15 protein-coding genes are annotated in these 19,648 nt (G+C 36.0%); 1 reads left to right on the forward strand and 14 read right to left on the reverse strand.

Going from position 1 to position 19,648, the window contains the following annotated elements; genetic code table 11:
• Positions 1 to 4: 4 nt before the first annotated feature.
• Entirely contained in the window at positions 5 to 490 is a 486-nt protein-coding gene (locus KAOT1_RS01730) for a hypothetical protein (protein WP_007092947.1), read from the reverse strand.
• A 187-nt stretch (positions 491 to 677) separates the two neighbouring features.
• On the opposite strand from KAOT1_RS01730, the gene KAOT1_RS01735 reads away from it, so the two are divergent.
• The gene (locus tag KAOT1_RS01735; RefSeq protein ID WP_007092948.1) at positions 678 to 1,034 is read left to right on the forward strand and encodes a DoxX family protein; all 357 of its coding nucleotides are present in this window, start codon (positions 678 to 680) and stop codon (positions 1,032 to 1,034) included.
• 8 nt (positions 1,035 to 1,042) lie between these two features.
• Here the strand turns inward: KAOT1_RS01735 and KAOT1_RS01740 are convergent, their stop codons facing one another.
• The 13 genes from KAOT1_RS01740 to fumC all read right to left on the reverse strand — a co-directional run bounded on the left by KAOT1_RS01740 (position 1,043) and on the right by fumC (position 19,579).
• Positions 1,043 to 1,510, reverse strand: coding sequence for a hypothetical protein (locus KAOT1_RS01740; RefSeq protein WP_007092949.1), 468 nt, complete (start codon positions 1,508 to 1,510; stop codon positions 1,043 to 1,045).
• A gap of 33 nt (positions 1,511 to 1,543) precedes the next feature.
• A complete protein-coding gene (locus KAOT1_RS01745) occupies positions 1,544 to 2,758 on the reverse strand; it encodes a class I SAM-dependent rRNA methyltransferase (protein ID WP_040559818.1) in 1,215 nt (404 codons plus the stop codon).
• Positions 2,759 to 2,989: 231 nt separating this feature from the next.
• Positions 2,990 to 3,907, reverse strand: coding sequence for a hypothetical protein (locus tag KAOT1_RS01750; RefSeq protein WP_007092951.1), 918 nt, complete (start codon positions 3,905 to 3,907; stop codon positions 2,990 to 2,992).
• 399 nt (positions 3,908 to 4,306) lie between these two features.
• Positions 4,307 to 6,118 carry an acyl-CoA dehydrogenase family protein gene (locus KAOT1_RS01755; RefSeq protein WP_007092952.1) on the reverse strand — a complete coding sequence of 604 codons (1,812 nt, stop codon included), beginning with the start codon at positions 6,116 to 6,118 and terminating at the stop codon, positions 4,307 to 4,309.
• Positions 6,119 to 6,156: 38 nt separating this feature from the next.
• Positions 6,157 to 6,510 (reverse strand): four helix bundle protein, encoded by a 354-nt coding sequence (locus KAOT1_RS01760; RefSeq protein ID WP_007092953.1) that lies wholly within the window; start codon positions 6,508 to 6,510, stop codon positions 6,157 to 6,159.
• Between the two features lie 41 nt (positions 6,511 to 6,551).
• A complete protein-coding gene (locus KAOT1_RS01765) occupies positions 6,552 to 7,742 on the reverse strand; it encodes an acetyl-CoA C-acyltransferase (RefSeq protein ID WP_040559261.1) in 1,191 nt (396 codons plus the stop codon).
• 43 nt (positions 7,743 to 7,785) lie between these two features.
• A complete protein-coding gene (locus KAOT1_RS01770) occupies positions 7,786 to 8,133 on the reverse strand; it encodes a four helix bundle protein (protein WP_007092955.1) in 348 nt (115 codons plus the stop codon).
• 94 nt (positions 8,134 to 8,227) lie between these two features.
• Positions 8,228 to 10,633 carry a 3-hydroxyacyl-CoA dehydrogenase/enoyl-CoA hydratase family protein gene (locus tag KAOT1_RS01775; RefSeq protein ID WP_007092956.1) on the reverse strand — a complete coding sequence of 802 codons (2,406 nt, stop codon included), beginning with the start codon at positions 10,631 to 10,633 and terminating at the stop codon, positions 8,228 to 8,230.
• Positions 10,634 to 10,710: 77 nt separating this feature from the next.
• Complete coding sequence (locus tag KAOT1_RS01780; RefSeq protein WP_040559819.1) at positions 10,711 to 11,175, reverse strand: MarR family winged helix-turn-helix transcriptional regulator; 465 nt, start codon at positions 11,173 to 11,175, stop codon at positions 10,711 to 10,713.
• A gap of 202 nt (positions 11,176 to 11,377) precedes the next feature.
• Positions 11,378 to 13,153, reverse strand: a complete 1,776-nt coding sequence (locus tag KAOT1_RS01785; RefSeq protein WP_007092958.1) for an AMP-dependent synthetase/ligase — start codon at positions 13,151 to 13,153, stop codon at positions 11,378 to 11,380.
• Between the two features lie 186 nt (positions 13,154 to 13,339).
• The gene (gene purL, locus KAOT1_RS01790; protein WP_007092959.1) at positions 13,340 to 17,053 is read right to left on the reverse strand and encodes a phosphoribosylformylglycinamidine synthase; all 3,714 of its coding nucleotides are present in this window, start codon (positions 17,051 to 17,053) and stop codon (positions 13,340 to 13,342) included.
• Positions 17,054 to 17,421: 368 nt separating this feature from the next.
• Complete coding sequence (locus tag KAOT1_RS01795; RefSeq protein ID WP_007092960.1) at positions 17,422 to 17,964, reverse strand: DUF4287 domain-containing protein; 543 nt, start codon at positions 17,962 to 17,964, stop codon at positions 17,422 to 17,424.
• Positions 17,965 to 18,181: 217 nt separating this feature from the next.
• Positions 18,182 to 19,579 carry a class II fumarate hydratase gene (gene fumC, locus KAOT1_RS01800; protein WP_007092961.1) on the reverse strand — a complete coding sequence of 466 codons (1,398 nt, stop codon included), beginning with the start codon at positions 19,577 to 19,579 and terminating at the stop codon, positions 18,182 to 18,184.
• Between the last annotated feature and the right edge of the window lie 69 nt (positions 19,580 to 19,648).

The following is a 19,648-nucleotide window of genomic DNA, read 5'->3' on the forward strand; positions in this document are numbered from 1 at the left end:
ATGCTTATTTTAGTTGAAAACCTTTTGGAGCTTTGAGTTTGCTAGAATCATACATATTGATGTAGATAGAAACCGTATCTTTGGAGCCTTCCCAAGTAACACGATAATTGTCGAGTACGACGTGATCGCCAAACATTGCATTTTCACTTTCAACAGGACAGCAACTTCCTGCACGATAATACGTGATTTCTTCTCCGTTTGGTCCTGTAAGAGCATTGAGATAACGGCGTTCGTTTGATGGACCTTCTCCATCTCTAGCGCCACCGACTTCTACGGCATTTTTAGGAGAATATCCATACGTTTCATCAGTTGCAATTTCGTCTACAACAAACATATAAGCGTTTCTCATTTTTTGTTTGTACTTTTTACTTTTAGCTTTTTTTATGGAAGATGTTTTCGCAGAAGCTGTCGCTTGAGAAGAAGTCGCTTTTTTGGTTCCGCATGCTATGATAAATGTAAAAGCTAACAATAGAAGTCCAATTTTTTTCATGTAATTCAGTTTTAGATCGTTAATATCATCTCTAAACTACTACATTTACATAACAAAACAAATTCTAGCTTTTTATTTTGAGTGAACACAGTGTTTCCGTGAGGGAAATGGAAGTTAAATGTAGAAAAGTATCGTAACTTTTTTAAATGAGTCTTTTTAGAAATAATAAAACAATTATCTTTAACGCATGTCTATAGTACAAGTTATTTCCTTATATGCCATGTCGGCAATTTATATCATTGCAGGAATTTTTCATTTTGTAAAGCCAAAATTCTTTTTAAAGATTACGCCAAAATGGGTTCCAAAACCTACAATTGTTAATATTATTGTGGGAATTATAGAAATTACATTGGGTGTTTTGTTATTGTTTGAAACGACACGTTCGTATGCTGCGATGGGAATTATAGCGTTGTTGATTGCTGTATTTCCTGCAAATTTTTACCATTACCAAAAAGCAAAACGCAAAGGTGTTTTTGTGCTTCCTACGTTGATTCGGTTGCCATTCCAAATAGTTTTAATCTATTGGGCGTATACATTTGTTTGATTTTATTTTTAAAAGGCTAACCAAACCGCTGCGAGCTCAATATCTGTAAGTTCGCCTTCAATCGTTAATAGAATATCGCTTCGCATCATCGAACGTTCTTTGTATACTTTTCCATTTCTGATTGTGGCTTTTACATCAAAAATAAATTGTGAGTCTTCATCATAAATTTTTTCTTTATAGATATTGAACATGACATCAAATGTTGTGAAAGAACGCTCTTTGTATACTTTTCCCTCTCGTACCGTGGCAATTACATCAAAAACGGAGGTAGAATTCCCTTCCATAATAGTATTGTCATTGATCGTAAATAATACACGATCGCTAAAACGAGAAATATTTGACTTGTATACTTTTCCATCTTGTACCGTAAATAGTAAATCTGATAGATTGGTAGAATCGCCTCTGTAAATTTTAGTTTGGGCAAAAAGTGTAAAGGTGATACAGCAAAATAGTAACGTAAGAAGTAATTTTTTCATGTATTAAAGATATTAAATTTATACAGACAAAATTCAGAATATTTTAACATACACACACTTCAAATACGCGCCTTCTTTAAAACCAATTGGATGATCGATATCGTGTAAGGTTTTTTCCAGAATTGTATAGTTTGCCTTGTTTTTATGAAGTGTTTCTTCGACCAAATCAAAAAAGACATCGGAAGTTACACGCGAACTACAAGACGCTAACACTAGAATTCCTTTTCTTTCCACTAATTGCAAACCTAGTTGTGTCAGTTTTTTATAACTCGCCAAAGCGCGATCAACTTCGGTAGCACTTTTTGCAAACGATGGCGGATCAATTACAACGATGTCAAATTTTTGTTTGGCTTTCGCTAGATGGTTTAATTCTTCAAAAGCATCACCGACAATAATATTATGTTTCCCTGAAAATTCATTGAGTTTTGCATTGCTTTTTGCAATTTCCAACGCTGGCGCGCTGATGTCTAAACTTGTGACTTCTGTTGCGCCACCAACTAGGGCATGCACTGAAAATCCGCCAGCATAAGAGAATACATCTAAAACCGTTTTGTTTTTGGATAATTTGCCTACTTTTCTTCGATTTTCACGATGATCTAAGAAATACCCTGTTTTGTGTCCGTGAATGACGTTTGCGGAAAAATTTACGCTGTGTTCTTTGAAAATGATGACTTCACTTTGAAGCTCTCCAGTTAAAATTTGTCCGTCATAAAAACCAAATTCATTCGTGTCTTTTTGCACATTTCTGCTGAGTCGTAAAACGGTCGTTGCTGCTTTACTGATGTTGATGATTTCAGGTAAAATATCTTTTAAATGATAAAACCAGAAAGAAGCGTATAACTTTACAACTAACACATTGTCGTATACATCAGCAACGAGCGAAGGTAAGTTGTCGTTTTCACCGTAAATGAGTCGGTAACTATTGGTATCGGTTTTTAAAAGCGGAATTCGTTTATTGTATGCTTCTCGAACTTTGTCGCTAAACCATTCCGAATTGATATTTGCAGGTTTGTTTGCTTGTAGAATTTTAATTCTGATTGGCGAAGTTGGATCGTAGAATCCGCAAGCGAGGAATTTATTCTTTCGATTGTCAAAAATGATTGCTAAATCGCCCGATTTTCCTTCTTTATTTTGTTTAGAAATGCTATTTTCAAAAACCCACGGATGTCCTTTTTTAACTAAGGTTTCTGCGGATGGTTTGAGTTTTATCGCGATTTTGTTTGTTGGAATGTTTGGTAATTCAATCAATTTTTGTGCTTTGCTGTGAGTTTTAGCAAAAGTACGGTTTTTTGGGTGTATTGAGTATTTAACTTGCTTCTTTGTCATTCCTGCCTTTCGACCAAAGTTAAAGATAAACTACGGCAGGAATCTATTCTTAGTTTGTTTGTGGGTATGAGTTTTGGAATTTACGTTGGCTTGGTACTTTCGTAAGTGAGCAATTAGCCAGCAATAAGGTTGATATTTTGTTAGCACCAGTGATTATTCAAATTCTTTATCTATTTCTTTCAACATTTCTTCTAACTCATCAAATCTATCTGAAAAGCTGTCCATAAACACTTCAGCATCATTATTGTTAAACAATTTATCTTCTAGAATCCATTTTTCAACTCTTTCAATTATATAGTCAATTCTTCTTATTACATCTTGAACTCCTTGAAGTGCAGATATTTTTCCATATCTTTTTTTAATTTCAGTTTTAATTGATTCAATTGTAGTTTTGATTATTGTGAAGTTCATTTCTACTAACTCATAATTATTATAAATTCCTTCGTAAACTTTACTAATTGAATATCCAATATTCGCTAATTCACTAATTTTTTCCTTTGAAAAGTTATTTTTGTGTTCTTCGAATTCTTTTTCCATAAGCTTAATTACATTGTCTAATATTTCAATTACACTGTTTTCTTGTTTTTCTTTTAATTCTTTAATTATGATGTCTCTAAAAAGATTTTTTTGTTTGTCCGAATAATGAGACATTAATCTAAAATAACCATTCGAAATAGAGTATCTAGCAATGAAGTGAAAAGATTCGTCATTTCCCCTTTTTGTTGGATGTCCAATAGTGTCATTTCTTAACTCTCTAATTTGAAATAATTCAGGATAATCGATTCTCCAATTTATGGGATTATTAAATAATGCTTGAGATAGATGATTAATAGCGTCTTGTTGTAAAAAGAAAGATTGTAATAAACCATATAAAAACAAGTACCCTCCATTATTTGATGAAAAAGCAGGTAATTTGAAAAAATCGTTTATTGCAATTTGTGTATCACCTATAACATCCATTGAAGCACAGAGTTGATTCCATTTAGTCTTATTCTCAAGAAGCTTTTGAAGTTTCCAAGGATGATTTACTAAATCACGAATTTTTTTTTCTTTTCTTTCTATTGAGTGCATTATGACATTGGTGCTAACGTATGTATATACGGAATTCCCGTTATCATACTAAATTCAATAAATAACAGAAATTAATTTTATACCAACTTTCCGCTATTTTCCATAAATGTAAAACAAAGATTACACACATACAATATGGTTTTCCGTAATCTATCAAAAATAATTCAGTAATTCATTACTAAAATAGTTGATGTCAACAAACAGATTACTTCAGTCATACTTCCTTCGTAATGACGTTTCGTATAGATTGTGAGAAGTCAAATGCCATAATATATAAGAGGATTCCTGCCTTCGCAGGAATACAAAAAAGCCATCCCGAGTGAGATGGCTTTTAACAAACAACTAAATTCTAAAACCTATCAGTGTATTTAGAATTACTTTTATATATTTTTAGAAATACTAGAAACAGTATTCGTTTTCTGCGGTCATTTTTTCTGCAATTTTGTTACGTAAAGCAACTACGTTTGGCATGTTTGCGTATTTTGTAAAACGCTTTAATCCCATTAACATCATGCGCTGCTCGTCACCTTCTGCAAACGAAACGATTCCTTCTTTTGCTTTGGTAGTAATTTTTTCTACCGCGTTGAATAGGTTTAATTTTGTCATCGCAATTTGAACTTCCTGAGATTCTTCTCCAAAACGTTTTGCGTTCTTTTCCGTACGTAAGATTGATGATTCCACCATGTAGATTTCAATTAAGATATCTGCAGCAGCCATCAATAATTGTTGGTGTTCTTCTAGTTTTGGTCCGAATTTCTGAACTGCCGATCCAGCAACCATTAGGAATACTTTTTTGAGTTTTCCTAATAATTCTTTTTCTTCAGCGAATAATTCAGAGTAATCTGGAATGTCAAAGGATGGAATAGCCATTAATTCGTCTGCCACTTTCATAGCAGGCTCTAGTAGGTTTACGTGTCCTTTCATCGCTTTTTTGACCAACATTCCTACAGCCAACATTCTGTTAATTTCGTTTGTTCCTTCGTAGATACGAGAAATACGTGCATCTCTCCAAGCAGATTCCATCGGCGTATCTGCGGAGAATCCCATTCCTCCAAAAATCTGGATTCCTTCATCCGTTACATTCTGAATGTCTTCTGATATTTTTACTTTTAAGATAGAACACTCAATTGCGTATTCTTCTACACCTTTTAATTCCGCTTCTTGGTGTGTGTTTCCTTCTGATTCGCGAATGGCAATTCGGTCTTCAATATTTTTTGCCGCTCTGTAACACGCAGATTCTCCAACGTAACATGAAGTTGCCATTTCCGCTAGTTTTGCTTTGATAGCTCCAAATTTAGCAATTGGCGTTTTGAATTGAATACGTTCGTTTGCATATTTTGTCGCTTCTGTAATGACACGACGTTGTGCATCTAAACACGCTGCTGCCAACTTGATTCGTCCAACATTTAAAGCATTCATGGCAATTTTGAAACCATTTCCTCTTTCAGAAAGCATGTTTTCTACAGGAACTTTCGTTTCGTTAAAAAATACTTGACGTGTAGAAGATGAGTGAATTCCGAGTTTGTGTTCTTCTTCACCTAAGGTCATTCCGTTTGGATTGTCCTTGTCGAATTCAACAATAAAACCTGTAATGTTTTTGTCATCTTCAATACGAGCAAAAACGATAAAGATTTCCGCAAAACCAGCGTTAGAAATCCACATTTTTTGTCCTGAAATTAGGTAGTGTTTTCCATCTTCAGATAAAACTGCTTTTGTTTTTCCAGAGTTTGCATCTGATCCTGCGCCTGGTTCCGTTAAACAATACGCGCCAAATTTTTCTCCAGCAGCTAATGCAGGAACATATTTTTTCTTTTGTTCTTCGGTTCCGTATAGTGTGATTGGCATCGTACCAATTCCTGTATGCGCTCCAAAAGCGGTTGCAATTGAACCTGTAGCTCCAGAAATATAATCACAAGTAAGCATTGTAGAAACAAATCCCATTCCCATTCCATCATACGCTTCAGGAACTGCAATTCCTAAGAATCCAAGCTCTCCAGCTTTGCGCATGATTTCTTCCGTTAATGCATAATCTTTCTTTTCAAACCTTTCTTTGTGTGGCCATACTTCACGATCAATAAATTCTTTTACCGATTCTTTCATCATGATTTGCTCCTCTGTAAAGTCTTCAGGAGTAAATACGTCTTCACATTTTGTTTCTTTTACGAGGAATTGTCCGCCGCGTAAGATGTCTTTCTTTATTTCTGTACTCATTTGTTTGATATTTTAAATGTTGGATGTTGAATTTTGAATTATTTTAAATTCTGTTGTGTGGTTTTAACAATCTTCGTGAGAATATTAATTAACTGTTCAACTTCTTTCAACTGTCTGTCAACACTTATGTTTGTTATATTTGATTTATGTAATAATTGTAACCAATATTTGGTTTCTCTTGCTTCTTTGGATGCGATTGACATTTTATGAACGAAATCTTTTTTTGAGAATGCAGCAGATGATTCTTGAACATTTGCTCCAATACTAGTGCCGCTTCTTAATATTTGTTTCGAAATGACAAATTCGTTTTCTGCTTGTAATTTCTTATACAATTGAATGATATTTAATGCGAATTCAAAGCTTTTATCAGCAATTACATTATCTTTCTTCATAACGAATTCAACATTTAAAATTTAACATCCAACATTTCGCGTTACGCGAGAAACTCAAAAACACCAGCCGCACCTTGTCCAGTTCCTACGCACATGGTCACCATTCCGTATTTCCCTTTCATGTCACGTTTGCGCATTTCATCAAATAATTGCACTGATAGTTTTGCTCCGGTACAACCTAATGGATGTCCTAAAGCAATCGCACCTCCATTTACGTTTACGATTTCTTGATTTAAGTCTAATTCACGAATTACTGCTAATGATTGTGACGCAAAGGCTTCGTTTAATTCGATTAATTCAATATCATTTTGTTGCAATCCTGCTTGTTTTAATACTTTTGGAATTGCCGCTACAGGACCAATTCCCATAATGCGTGGTTCTACACCAGCCGCCGCATAGTTTACTAAACGTGCAATTGGTTCAAGGTTTAATTCTTTGACCATTTCTTCACTCATGATTAAAACGAATGCTGCACCATCACTCATTTGTGACGAGTTTCCAGCAGTAACGCTTCCGCCTTGAGCGAAAACAGCACGCAATTTATTGAGTACTTCAATACTGGTTCCTTTACGTGGACCTTCATCTTTAGTTACGGTGTAACTTTTTGTTGCTTTTTTTCCGTTTTCATCAATATAGGTTTGATCTACAGTGATAGGAACAATTTGATCTTGGAAACGATCTTCCGCCTGCGCACACAACGCTTTCATGTGTGAATTGTATGCAAATTCATCTTGATCTTCACGAGATACATTGAATTGGTTGGCAACAGCTTCTGCTGTATTTCCCATTCCCCAATAGTAATCTTCGTGACCTGCATTTACGATGTCGTAGTTTAATTCTGTTTTGAATCCTGTCATAGGAACAGAACTCATGCTTTCGGCACCACCAGCAATGATGCAATCTGCCATTCCTGCTTGAATTTTTGCAGCTGCCATTCCGATGGTTTCTAATCCTGACGAGCAGAAACGGTTTACGGTAACTCCAGGAACATCTACAATATCTAATCCCATAAGAGAGATTAATCGTGCCATGTTTAATCCCTGCGAACCTTCTGGCATTGCATTTCCAACAATAACATCGTCAATACGTTTTTTGTCAAAGTTTGGCAATTCATTCATCATGTGTTGAATGGTTTCGGCTGCCAATTCGTCCGTTCTTTTAAATCTGAACACACCTTTTGGAGCTTTTCCAACGGCTGTTCTGTATGCTTTTACTATGTATGCTGTTTTCATTTTCAATGAATAGTATTGAGTATTGAGTTTTTAGTATTGAGATTTATAACTTCTGCTGAAAAACATAGTTCATTTTCTGTATTTCAATACACTGCTCAATTATTGGTTGTACTTTTTCTTCGTGTATGAGATTTAACTCTATTAATAATAACAATTGCGTGTGTAGTTCATAATTAGAACCGTTTGCAATACTTAAAAAATGCTTAAACTCTTTGTTTGAGTTTCTTCCAGCTCCTTCAGCAATATTAGAAGGTATTGAAACAGCACTTCTTTTTATTTGAGATGTTAACCCAAATTTTTCATCTTTTGGTAAACTTGCAATAAGTAGATATACGGCTTTTGTCAAGGCTATTGACTTCGTCCATATTTTTAAATTTTCTACTTTATGCATCTGATTTAGTATTGAGTTTTGAGATGTTAGTATTTAGTTTTGAGAGTTTCTTAGAACTTGTCTCAATTCTCACTACTAACATCTCAATTCTAATTTAGTTTCTTAACGGTTTCCCAGTTTTCAACATATGCTGAATACGCTCTAAAGTTTTACGTTCTGTACATAAACTCAGGAAGGCTTCACGTTCGATGTCTAGTAAGTAATCTTCGCTTACTAATGTAGGTTCAGATAAGTCTCCACCAGCCATTACGTAGGCAAGTTTGTTGGCAATTTTCTGATCGTGTTCACTAATGTAGTTACTAGCTTCCATAGCATCTGTTCCTACTAAGAACATTCCTAAGGCTTGTTTTCCAAGAACTTTTACGTCTTTTCTGCGAACAGGTTGTGTATATCCAGATTCTGCCATCAATTTTGCATGTGCTTTTGCTGTTGCTATTTGACGATCTTTGTTGACTACAACAATGTCTTTTCCTTTTTGTAAAATGCCCATATCAAATGCTTCATAAGCAGAAGTTGCTACTTTTGCCATCCCGATGGTCATGAAGTATTCTTGTAATACGTTCAATTCGACATCTCCTTTGCGGAAGGTATCAGCAGCACGTAATGCCATTTCTTTAGAACCTCCACCGCCAGGAATTACTCCGACACCAAATTCAACCAAACCAATGTACGTTTCCGCCGCAGCGACTACTTTATCAGCATGCATGGAAAGCTCGCATCCACCACCAAGTGTCATTCCATGAGGAGCAACAATTACTGGAATAGAGGAATAACGCGCACGCATCATGGTGTTTTGAAACATTTTGATTGCCATGTTCAGCTCATCATATTCTTGCTCAACAGCCATCATAAAGATCATTCCGATGTTGGCTCCAACTGAGAAGTTTGCGGCTTGATTTCCAATAACTAAACCTTGGAAGTCTTTTTCAGCTAAATCAATCGCTTTGTTGATTCCTGCTAAAACGCCACCACCAATCGTGTTCATTTTCGATTGGAATTCTAAGTTGATAATTCCGTCGCCTAAGTCTTCAATAACAGCTTCACTGTTTTTCCAAACCTCGTTCGATTTGCGAATATTGTCTAGAATAATGAATGCGTCTTGACCAGGTTTTTTAGTTTGTGCTTTCGCTGGAATGTCATAATAATACGTTGCACCATCTTTTACAGTGTAGAAACTTTTTTCGCCAGCAGCAATCATTTCTGTCACCCAAGAAGCTGGTTCTAAACCTTCTGCTTTCATGAGTTCAACTCCTTTTTCAATACCGACAGCATCCCAAATTTCGAAAGGACCATTTTCCCATCCGAAACCTGCTTTCATGGCATCATCAATTCGGTAGAGTTCATCAGAGATTTCAGGAATTCTGTTTTGAACGTATGCAAACATTGCTGCAAAGTTTTTACGGTAGAATTCGCCCGCTTTATCTTTTCCACCAACTAATACTTTGAAACGATCAATTGGTTTGTCGATTGTTTTTGTAAGTTCAAGAGTTGCAAATTTTGCTCTTTTCTTTTCACGATATTCTAGTGTGTCAAGGTCTAATGAAAGAATTTCTTTTTTTCCTTCAGCATTTACTGTTTTCTTGTAGAAACCTTGTCCTGTTTTACTACCTAACCATTTGTTTTCCATCATTTTTTCGATGAAATCTGGTAGTTTGAATAAGTCGTGCGCTTCGTCGTTTGGACAGTTTTTGTAGATTCCGTTGGCAACGTGTACTAGGGTATCTAATCCAACAACATCAACCGTACGGAATGTTGCTGATTTTGGACGACCAATTACGGGTCCTGTTAGTTTGTCAACTTCTTCAATAGTTAGTCCGAGTTCTTTTACTTGATGGAATAGACTTTGAATTCCGAAGATTCCAATTCTGTTTCCAATAAATGCCGGTGTATCTTTTGCTAAAACGGAAGTTTTTCCAAGGAATTTTTCTCCATACATCATTAAGAAGTCAGTCACTTCTTGTTTACAGTTTGGACCTGGAACAACTTCAAATAAACGTAAGTAACGTGGAGGATTGAAGAAGTGCGTTACTGCGAAATGTTGTTGAAAATCTTCGCTACGACCTTCGTTCATAAATTGAATTGGAATCCCAGATGTGTTTGACGTGATGAGCGTTCCTGGTTTTCTGTGTTTTTCAACTTGTTCAAATACTTTTTGCTTGATGTCTAATCGTTCTACTACAACTTCAATAATCCAGTCGACATCTTTTATTTTGTGGATATCATCTGATAAATTTCCTGTAGAAATTCTGTTTGCGAATTTTTGAGAATAGATAGGAGATGGTTTTGATTTAAGAGACGCTTTCAGATTGTCATTTACTAATCTGTTACGTACAATTTTGTCTTCAAGAGTTAAGCCTTTTGCTTTTTCTTTTTCGGTAAGTTCGAAAGGTACAATGTCAAGTAGTAACACTTCCACACCGATATTGGCAAAATGACAGGCAATTCCAGAACCCATAATTCCAGAACCGATGACTGCTATTTTGTTAATTGGTCGTTTCATCTTTTTTTCAATTTTTAAATTGTTAAGCAAAATCTACTTTATTGATTGTAAGTAGGTTTTAATATGATCTTCGGTTATTATTTATTTTCAGCACTAACTTCTATTTCGGAGTTATATATTTTCTTATTGCTAATGAGTTCCAGAATGACTTCTGAGACTTCATAGAAATTTTTCAACTTTTCTTCGTCTATGTTTGCGCGAATGGCATCGTTGAAGCGCAATACGGTCGTTTTTGAAACGTCTCGCATTTCTCTACCAAATTCTGTTAAACAGATTAATACGCTGCGTCCGTCTTTTGGATTCTTTTTTCTGTAGATGAGTCCTTTTTCTTCCATACCTTTTAACGTACGGGAAAGACTCGTAGCTTCCATGCCCATTTTTGGACCGAGTGTAGTGGAAGGTGTGCCGTCTTCTTGATCGATGCTAAGTAGTGTAAAACCAGTTGCCATGGTGCTGCCATATTTTCCTGCTTCCTCATTATACATTTTGGAAATGGCTTGCCATGTGGCTCTCATAACATGATCTATCGTTTTTTCTTTCATATAGTTGTTTGGACTCCAAATATAAGAAAAAATACTATGCATGCATAGTAAAATAAAAGATAATTTTAGGAATTTGTCAAAAATTTAGGAGATAGAATAGAGGAATGACATCATATAATGATTATATCGTGAATTTTATATTATTTGCTATCTTACTACAAGATAAAAAAAACCGTTCAATTTTTTGAACGGTTTTAAGTTTTTATGCTCTATCGTATATTTTATCGCAGTAGTCTTTGTAAATTTCTTTGATAACTTTTCGCTTCATTTTCATGGTTGGTGTGAGTTCGCCACCATCAATTGACCATACTTTTGGAATGAGTTCAAAGCGTTTGATTTGTTCCCACTTTCCAAAGTTGCTGTTAGCTTCGTCAACTTCCTTTTGAATTCGTGCAATGATTTCTTCGGAAGCACAGATTTCTTTTTCAGAAGTGCCTATATTTTTTCCTTTCTTTTCAATCCAGTCTTTAATGAATTCGAAGTTTGGTTGAATTAACGCTGCTGGCATTTTTTCACCTTCTCCAATGACCATAATTTGTTCTATGAAACGAGATTGTTTGAAACGATTTTCTAATAACGCTGGAATAACATATTTTCCACCAGACGTTTTGAACATGTCTTTTTTACGATCGGTAATTTTTAAGAAACCTTCTTCACAAACTTCACCAATGTCTCCAGTGTGAAAATATCCGTTAGACATCACGCTTGCTGTTTTTTCAGGATCTTTGTAATATCCTTGCATTACGTTAGGTCCTTTTACAAGGATTTCGCCATCATCTGCAATTTTTACTTCAACATTGTCAATAATGCGTCCAACAGTTCCAATGCGGAATCCGCCGCCACGTTGATCGTTTACAGATACTACAGGTGAAGTTTCCGTTAAACCGTAACCTTCCATGATTGGAATTCCTGCTGCTGCAAATACGCGTGTTAAACGTGCTTGTAATGGCGCACTACCAGAAACCATGAGTTCTAAGTTTCCGCCCAAACCTTCTTGCCATTTGCTAAAGATGAGTTTACGTGCAATTTTAAGTTGGAATTCGTACCACCAACCGTTTTGTCCGTATGGTTCATATTTTAACCCGAGTTCAATTGCCCAAAAGAATAGTTTCTTTTTGATTCCTGTTAAATCGGCACCTTTTGCATAAATTTTATCGTATACTTTTTCATACAAACGCGGAACAGCCGTCATCACGTGTGGTTTCACTTCTTTTAAGTTGTCACTGATTTTTTCAATCGATTCAGCAAAAACAATTTCAATTCCACAGTACTGATATAAATATAAAATCATACGCTCAAATACGTGACAAACCGGCAAGAAACTCAACGCCTTTGCTTTTCCGTTATGAAGTGGAACGCGTTTTTGACTGTCTAATACGTTAGAAACTAAGTTGCTATGTGCAAGCATGACACCTTTTGGTTTTCCTGTAGTTCCAGATGTATATATTAAGGTTGCTAAATCTTGAGGAGTTACAGCATCTTTTCGTGCTTGTAATTCATCATCATTGCTCGTATCTTCTCCAAGTTTTAAAACTTCTGTCCAATTGGCTTCACCTGTAATTTCATCAAAAGTATATACACCTTTTAGTTTGGTGTTTCCTTTGATTTGATTTAGCTTTTCAATAATTTCTATGTCAGAAACAAAACAATAAATAGATTCTGAGTGATTTAGAATGTATTCATAATCCTCTTTAGCAATTGTAGGATAGATTGGGACATTTTGCGCACCTGTTTGTAAAATACCGATGTCCATTATATTCCATTCCGTTCTATTCGTCGTAGAAATTACCGCAATTTTATCATTGGGTTGAACGCCCAAACGGAGTAAACCTCTACTGATGGCATTTGCCTGATCTATATATTCTTGCGTACTTGTGGAAATCCATTGTCCATTTTTATTGGAAGTTAAAGATTTCGCTAAAGGATAGTTTTCTAACTGGTAGTAAGGAAAATCAAATAATCGCGTTACATTAGTCATTCTCTGATTTGGTTTTTTTATGAACCTGCAAAATATGAAAATTGTACACCATTTTCAAAAGGAATGTTAAAAAAGCATGTGTTTTTCTGTGAAATTTATAATTATTTGTGATTTGTATTATGATATTCTATAAAAAAAGACTCACTTTATGGTGAGCCTTTATGAATGTTATTTGTTGAGAATTAATTATTTATTTTTAGCTTCTATCCACAATCGAGCATTGACAAACGCTTCCAACCAAGGCGAAACTTCATCTTTTCGTCCTGCTGGATAGTTTGCCCAATTCCACTGAAAAGTAGATCGTTCAATATGTGGCATGGTTACCAAATGTCTTCCTGTAGCATCACACATCATGGCAGTATTGAAATCTGAACCATTTGGGTTTGATGGGTAACTCTCGTAACCATATTTCGCTACAATATTATAGTGTGATTCTTCTTGCGGAAGCTTAAATTTTCCTTCTCCATGCGAAATCCATACACCTAACGTCGTTCCCGCTAAGGTAGAAAGCATCACAGAATTGTTCTCCTGAATTTTTACCGAAGTAAAGGCGCTTTCGTGTTTTTGAGAATCGTTGTAGGTCATTTTTCCATGTACTTCATGTTCTGGGTTGATGACTTCCAATTCCATAAATAATTGACAACCATTACAGATTCCGACAGATAAGGTATCTTCTCGCTTAAAAAAGTTTTTCAACGCCGTATTTGCTTTTTCATTGTATAAAAATGCACCAGCCCAACCTTTTGCCGAACCTAATACGTCTGAATTCGAAAATCCGCCGACAGCGCCAATAAATTGAATGTCTTCTAAGGTTTCACGACCAGAAATTAAATCGGTCATGTGCACATCTTTTACATCAAAACCAGCTAAATACATCGCATTTGCCATTTCGCGTTCAGAATTTGAACCTTTTTCACGAATAATGGCTGCTTTTGGTCTCGACTTCGCTCGACCATCATCAGCATTTTTGTCACTTCGAACGGAGTCACTTAACTTCCCAGAAAAATGTTTAGGAAATGTGTAGGTTAATGGTTGCTTTTTATAATTGTCATAACGATCTTTCGCCAAACCGTTTGCTGTTTGTTTTTGATCGAGTAGGAACGAGGTTTTGTACCAAATATCTCTTGTTTTTGCAATATCAAATGTAAACGAATCTTCGTAGTTTTTAATAATAACTTCCGATTTATCAGTGACGTTTCCGATGTTGAAAAACTCAATATTATTTTCTTTCAGTGTTTCTTCAACAGAAGCATCCGCTTGAAAAACAATTCCTGCATTTTCTGCAAATACTACTTTAATCGTGTCTTCTTCGCCTAAAGCTGTAATATCTAGATTTGCACCTAAGTTTACATCCGCAAAACACATTTCTAATAATGTTGTAATCAATCCGCCCGAAGCGACATCGTGCCCAGCTACAATTTTATCGTCTTTAATTAAATTTTGAATCGTGTTAAAAACGGTTTTTACGTATGCTGCATTTGTAACGTTTGGCGCTTTATTCCCAATTGCGTTTAGCGTTTGATTGAACGAACTTCCGCCCAATTTAAATTCGTCTTGCGAGATGTTTATATAGTAAATGTTTCCGCCATTTTGCTGTAAAACTGGCTCTACTACTTTGTTGATTTCGTTGCAGTTCGCTGCCGCAGAAATGACTACGGTTCCTGGGGAAATTACGTCTCCATCAGGATATTTTTGTTTCATAGACAAGGAATCTTTTCCAGTTGGAACATTGATTCCTAAATTGATAGAAAATTCTGAAATCGCCTGAACCGCCTCGTACAAACGCGCATCTTCGCCTTCATTTTTACACGGCCACATCCAGTTTGCAGACAACGAAACACTTTGCAAACCATCTTTTAATGGTGCCCAAATGATGTTTGTTAAGGCTTCTGTAATTGAATTGCGACTTCCCGCTACAGGATTTATCAATCCAGAAATTGGCGAATGTCCTATTGAGGTTGCAATTCCTTCTTTTCCGTTGTAATCGAGTGCCATGACGCCTACGTTGTTCAATGGAAGTTGTAATGCGCCAACACATTGTTGTTTGGCAACTTTTCCACCAACACAACGGTCAACTTTGTTTGTCAACCAATCTTTACAAGCCACAGCTTCTAACTGTAATACTTGATCGAGGTAGATGTGTATGTTTTTCGTTTTGTATCGCGAATTTTTATAATTACGTTCTACAGTTACGTCCGTCATAATGGTTTTTGGCGAACTTCCAAACATGTCGCTCAGCGCTAAATCCATAGGTTTGTCGCCTTTCGTAGCCGATTCAAATGTAAAACGATCGTCTCCTGTAACTTCTCCAACCGTATACATTGGTGAGCGTTCACGTTCGGCGATTTTTTGAAGTGTTTCAATATGTTCATCGGCAATGACCAATCCCATACGTTCTTGCGATTCATTACCAATAATTTCTTTTGCGGAAAGTGTCGGATCGCCCACAGGCAAAGTATCTAAATCAATTTTTCCGCCAGTTTCTTCTACCAATTCTGATAAACAATTTAAATGTCCACCAGCGCCATGATCGTGAATGGAAACAATGTGGTTTTCATCACTTTCTACCATACCACGAATAGCATTTGCCGCGCGTTTTTGCATTTCAGGATTGGAACGTTGTACCGCATTGAGTTCGATTCCAGTAGAGAACGCTCCTGTATCTGCGGATGAAACAGCTGCGCCACCCATTCCGATTCGGTAGTTTTCTCCACCAAGAATCACGACTTTATCGCCAGTTTTTGGTACATCTTTTATGGCTTGTGATGCTTTTCCATACCCAATTCCACCAGCTTGCATGATGACTTTGTCATATCCTAGTCTTCTTGCTTTTGCTGCGCTTGATGCCGAATTTTCTTCGTGTTCAAAAGTAAGTACAGAACCACAAATTAATGGTTGTCCAAATTTGTTTCCAAAGTCGGAAGCTCCGTTTGAAGCTTTTATTAAAATGTCCATTGGCGTTTGATACAGCCAATTTCTTGCTTTGAATTTTTCTTCCCAAAATCTGCCTTCTTCCAAGCGAGAATACGATGTCATGTATACTGCCGTTCCTGCTAATGGCAACGAACCTTGTCCGCCCGCAAGTCTGTCACGAATTTCTCCACCAGAACCTGTAGCAGCTCCGTTAAAAGGTTCAACAGTTGTTGGGAAATTGTGTGTTTCCGCCTTGAGCGATATGACAGATTCAAATTCTTGTGTTTGGTAAAAGTCTGGTTTATCAGCCGTTTTTGGCGCAAATTGTTCCACTTTTGGACCTTTTATAAAGGCAACATTGTCTTTGTAAGCAGAAACAATATCGTTAGGATTTTGTTTAGAAGTTTCTTTGATGAGTTTGAAAAGTGAGGTTGGTTTTTCTTCGCCATCAATTACAAATGTTCCGTTGAAAATTTTGTGTCGGCAGTGTTCTGAGTTGACTTGCGAGAATCCGAATACTTCCGAATCTGTGAGTTTTCTGCCTAGTTTTTCTGATAGTTTATTTAAGTATTCAATTTCTTCGTCGCTGAGCGCCAAACCTTCTTGTTCGTTGTATGCAGCAATATCCTCAATATCTAGAATTGCTTCAGGTTCAATGTTAATTGTAAAAGTATCTTGATGTAAACCATTGAATTTCTGAGAAATCATTGGATCAAAATCTGTGAAGTTTTCCGCCACAGCGTTAAATTCTTCTATTCTGATAATGCCTTTTATGCCCATATTTTGGGTAATTTCTACGGCATTTGTACTCCAAGGTGTAATCATTGCGGCTCTAGGACCAACAAAAAAAGCATCTAAGGATGCTTGTTCGATTTTGGATGTGTTGCCAAAAAGCCAGTTGAGCTTTGCAACGTTTTCTGTTGATAATTCTTTTGCTGTTTGTACAGCAAATACTTTGCTGTGTGCGTTTCCAAAGAAATGAATCATTATGTAGTTTTTGTGTGTTGTTGTTTTGAAAAAGGCAAATTTACATTTTTTTACTTAGATTTTAGTGTATTATTTTCGATGATAATTTTGGAGTTATTCACATTTTGACTTTGCTTGTTAGTATGTTAGTATGTTAGTATGTTAGTATGTTAGTATATTGGTATCGCTTCGCTCTTGGTATTTCGGTTTTGCTGAGTGTTAACATTTCGGTTTTATTGGACAGGAACATTTTTTACTATGCTTAATGTAAATATTTGCTGCTTTACCTGTTGGTATTGCTACGCTCTTGGTATTTTGATCGGTTAGTTGGGGAGTTTTTGAATTTTTTAAATTAGTACATTGATATATTAAAAATTGCTGCATTATAATCACCCAGCTGCTTCGTAGGCTTCTTTTATCCAGTTTTTTATGTCTTCAGAGATGTCTTCTGTGGAAGTCAGTCGGATTCTGTGTGAACACATCGCATTGAAACTTCCTGAATTTTCTAGAACATCGGTAGCTTCTTTGCCTTTTAAGTTTAAGCCTAAGTCCAAACGAGTTTTTGTAGAAGGTTGAATGATGGCAAATTGCTTTTTTCTACGAACACTTACATAGGCTTTTTTTGGTGCAAATTCGACATCGTTTCCAAGCGTTTTTATGTATGATTTTAGTGCTTCATATATCGGTTTTAAATCTTGCTTTTTTTCGTATTGAGCTGTGACTAAATCTACGGTTTCAGTTTTGTCTTCTTTGGATAAATGCACAATCGTATTGGCAAAACCATGCGTAACACCATGTTCTTTTTTTAGAAAATTAACTGCTTCTGAGTGTTTGGCAAATGTTTCTTTTTTCAGAATTACTAGCCATTCTTCAAGTGATTTTCCAGTTTTTTCAGGCATATTGCCAATCATTGTTTTTAAAGCATCGTTCATGAGATTTGTCGTTTTGGTTTACATTAAGGAAAAGATATAAAATATTTTAGCATAAAAACAAAAAACTGTCTAGAAGCTAAATTTCGTCAAACCGAATTTTTATGCTGAACTTATTCAGTATGATTCGATTTCTCATCACAAACTACAATTTATAGATGAGTTCAGAATGACGTCTTAAAAAGCCTTTAGACAGTTTTTAACAGTATGTAATTTTGTTTTATTTTAACGAACCTACCATATCTTCAGGTTTTACCCATTCGTCATATTCTTCGGCAGTTACGTAGCCTAAGTTGATGGCTTCTTCACGTAACGTTGTTCCGTTTTGGTGTGCTGTATTTGCTATTTCAGCCGCTTTGTAATATCCGATTTTTGTGTTTAAAGCAGTTACTAACATCAAAGAGTTGTTTACCAATTCGGTAATTCGTCCGTGATTTGGTTCAATACCAGCTACACAATTTTCTTCAAAACTTACACAGGCATCACCAATTAATTGCGCCGATTGTAATACGTTGGCAATCATCATTGGTTTGAATACATTGAGTTCGTAGTGTCCTTGCGTTCCGCCAACAGTTACAGCAACATCATTCCCCATAACTTGTGCGCATACCATGGTAATGGCTTCACATTGCGTTGGATTTACTTTTCCTGGCATGATAGAACTTCCTGGCTCGTTTGCGGGAATGATTAATTCTCCAATTCCTGAACGTGGTCCAGAAGCCATTAATCGAATGTCATTTGCTATTTTATTGATAGAAACTGCCAATTGTTTTAAAGCGCCGTGCGTTTCCACCATTGCATCGTGTGCAGCTAATGCTTCAAATTTATTTTCAGCAGTGATAAAAGGTAATTCTGTAAAACGTGCAATGAATTCAGAAACACGTTTGGCGTATCCTTTTGGCGTGTTTAATCCTGTTCCAACAGCCGTTCCACCTAAAGCCAATTCGCTTAAATGCGGAAGTGTATTTTCTAAGGCTTTCAGTCCGTGATTTAATTGAGAAACATATCCAGAGAATTCTTGTCCTAAAGTTAATGGTGTCGCGTCCATTAAGTGCGTTCTACCAATTTTGACCACATCTTTAAAGTCTTCTGATTTTTTCTTTAGTGTATCACGTAATTGTTGAACTCCAGGAATGGTGTTTTCTACAATTTTTTTGTAGGCTGCAATGTGCATTCCTGTTGGAAAAGTATCGTTTGACGATTGTGATTTGTTCACGTCATCGTTTGGCTGAATTGTTTTTTCGCCTTCACCAATCTTTTTTCCTGCCAATTGGTGTGCTCTGTTAGCAATCACTTCATTTACATTCATGTTTGATTGTGTTCCAGAACCTGTTTGCCAGATTACAAGTGGAAATTGATCGTCATGTTTTCCTTCTAAGATTTCGTCACAAACGGTTGCAATTAAGTCTCTTTTTTCAATCGGTAAGACGCCAAGTTCACAGTTTGTAAAAGCTGCGGCTTTTTTCAAATATGCAAAACCATATACGACTTCTAGTGGCATACTTGCTGGCGCACCAATTTTAAAGTTATTTCTTGAACGTTCTGTTTGAGCTCCCCAAATTTTATCTGCGGGAACTTTCACTTCGCCCATTGTATCTTTTTCTATTCTATATTCCATGTGGATTCCTTTATTAGCTGTGCAAAATTACGATTTTTTGTGTGAAATAGAATTAAAAAAGATGAAAAC

This window comes from Kordia algicida OT-1, assembly GCF_000154725.1.
Lineage (GTDB): Bacteria > Bacteroidota > Bacteroidia > Flavobacteriales > Flavobacteriaceae > Kordia > Kordia algicida.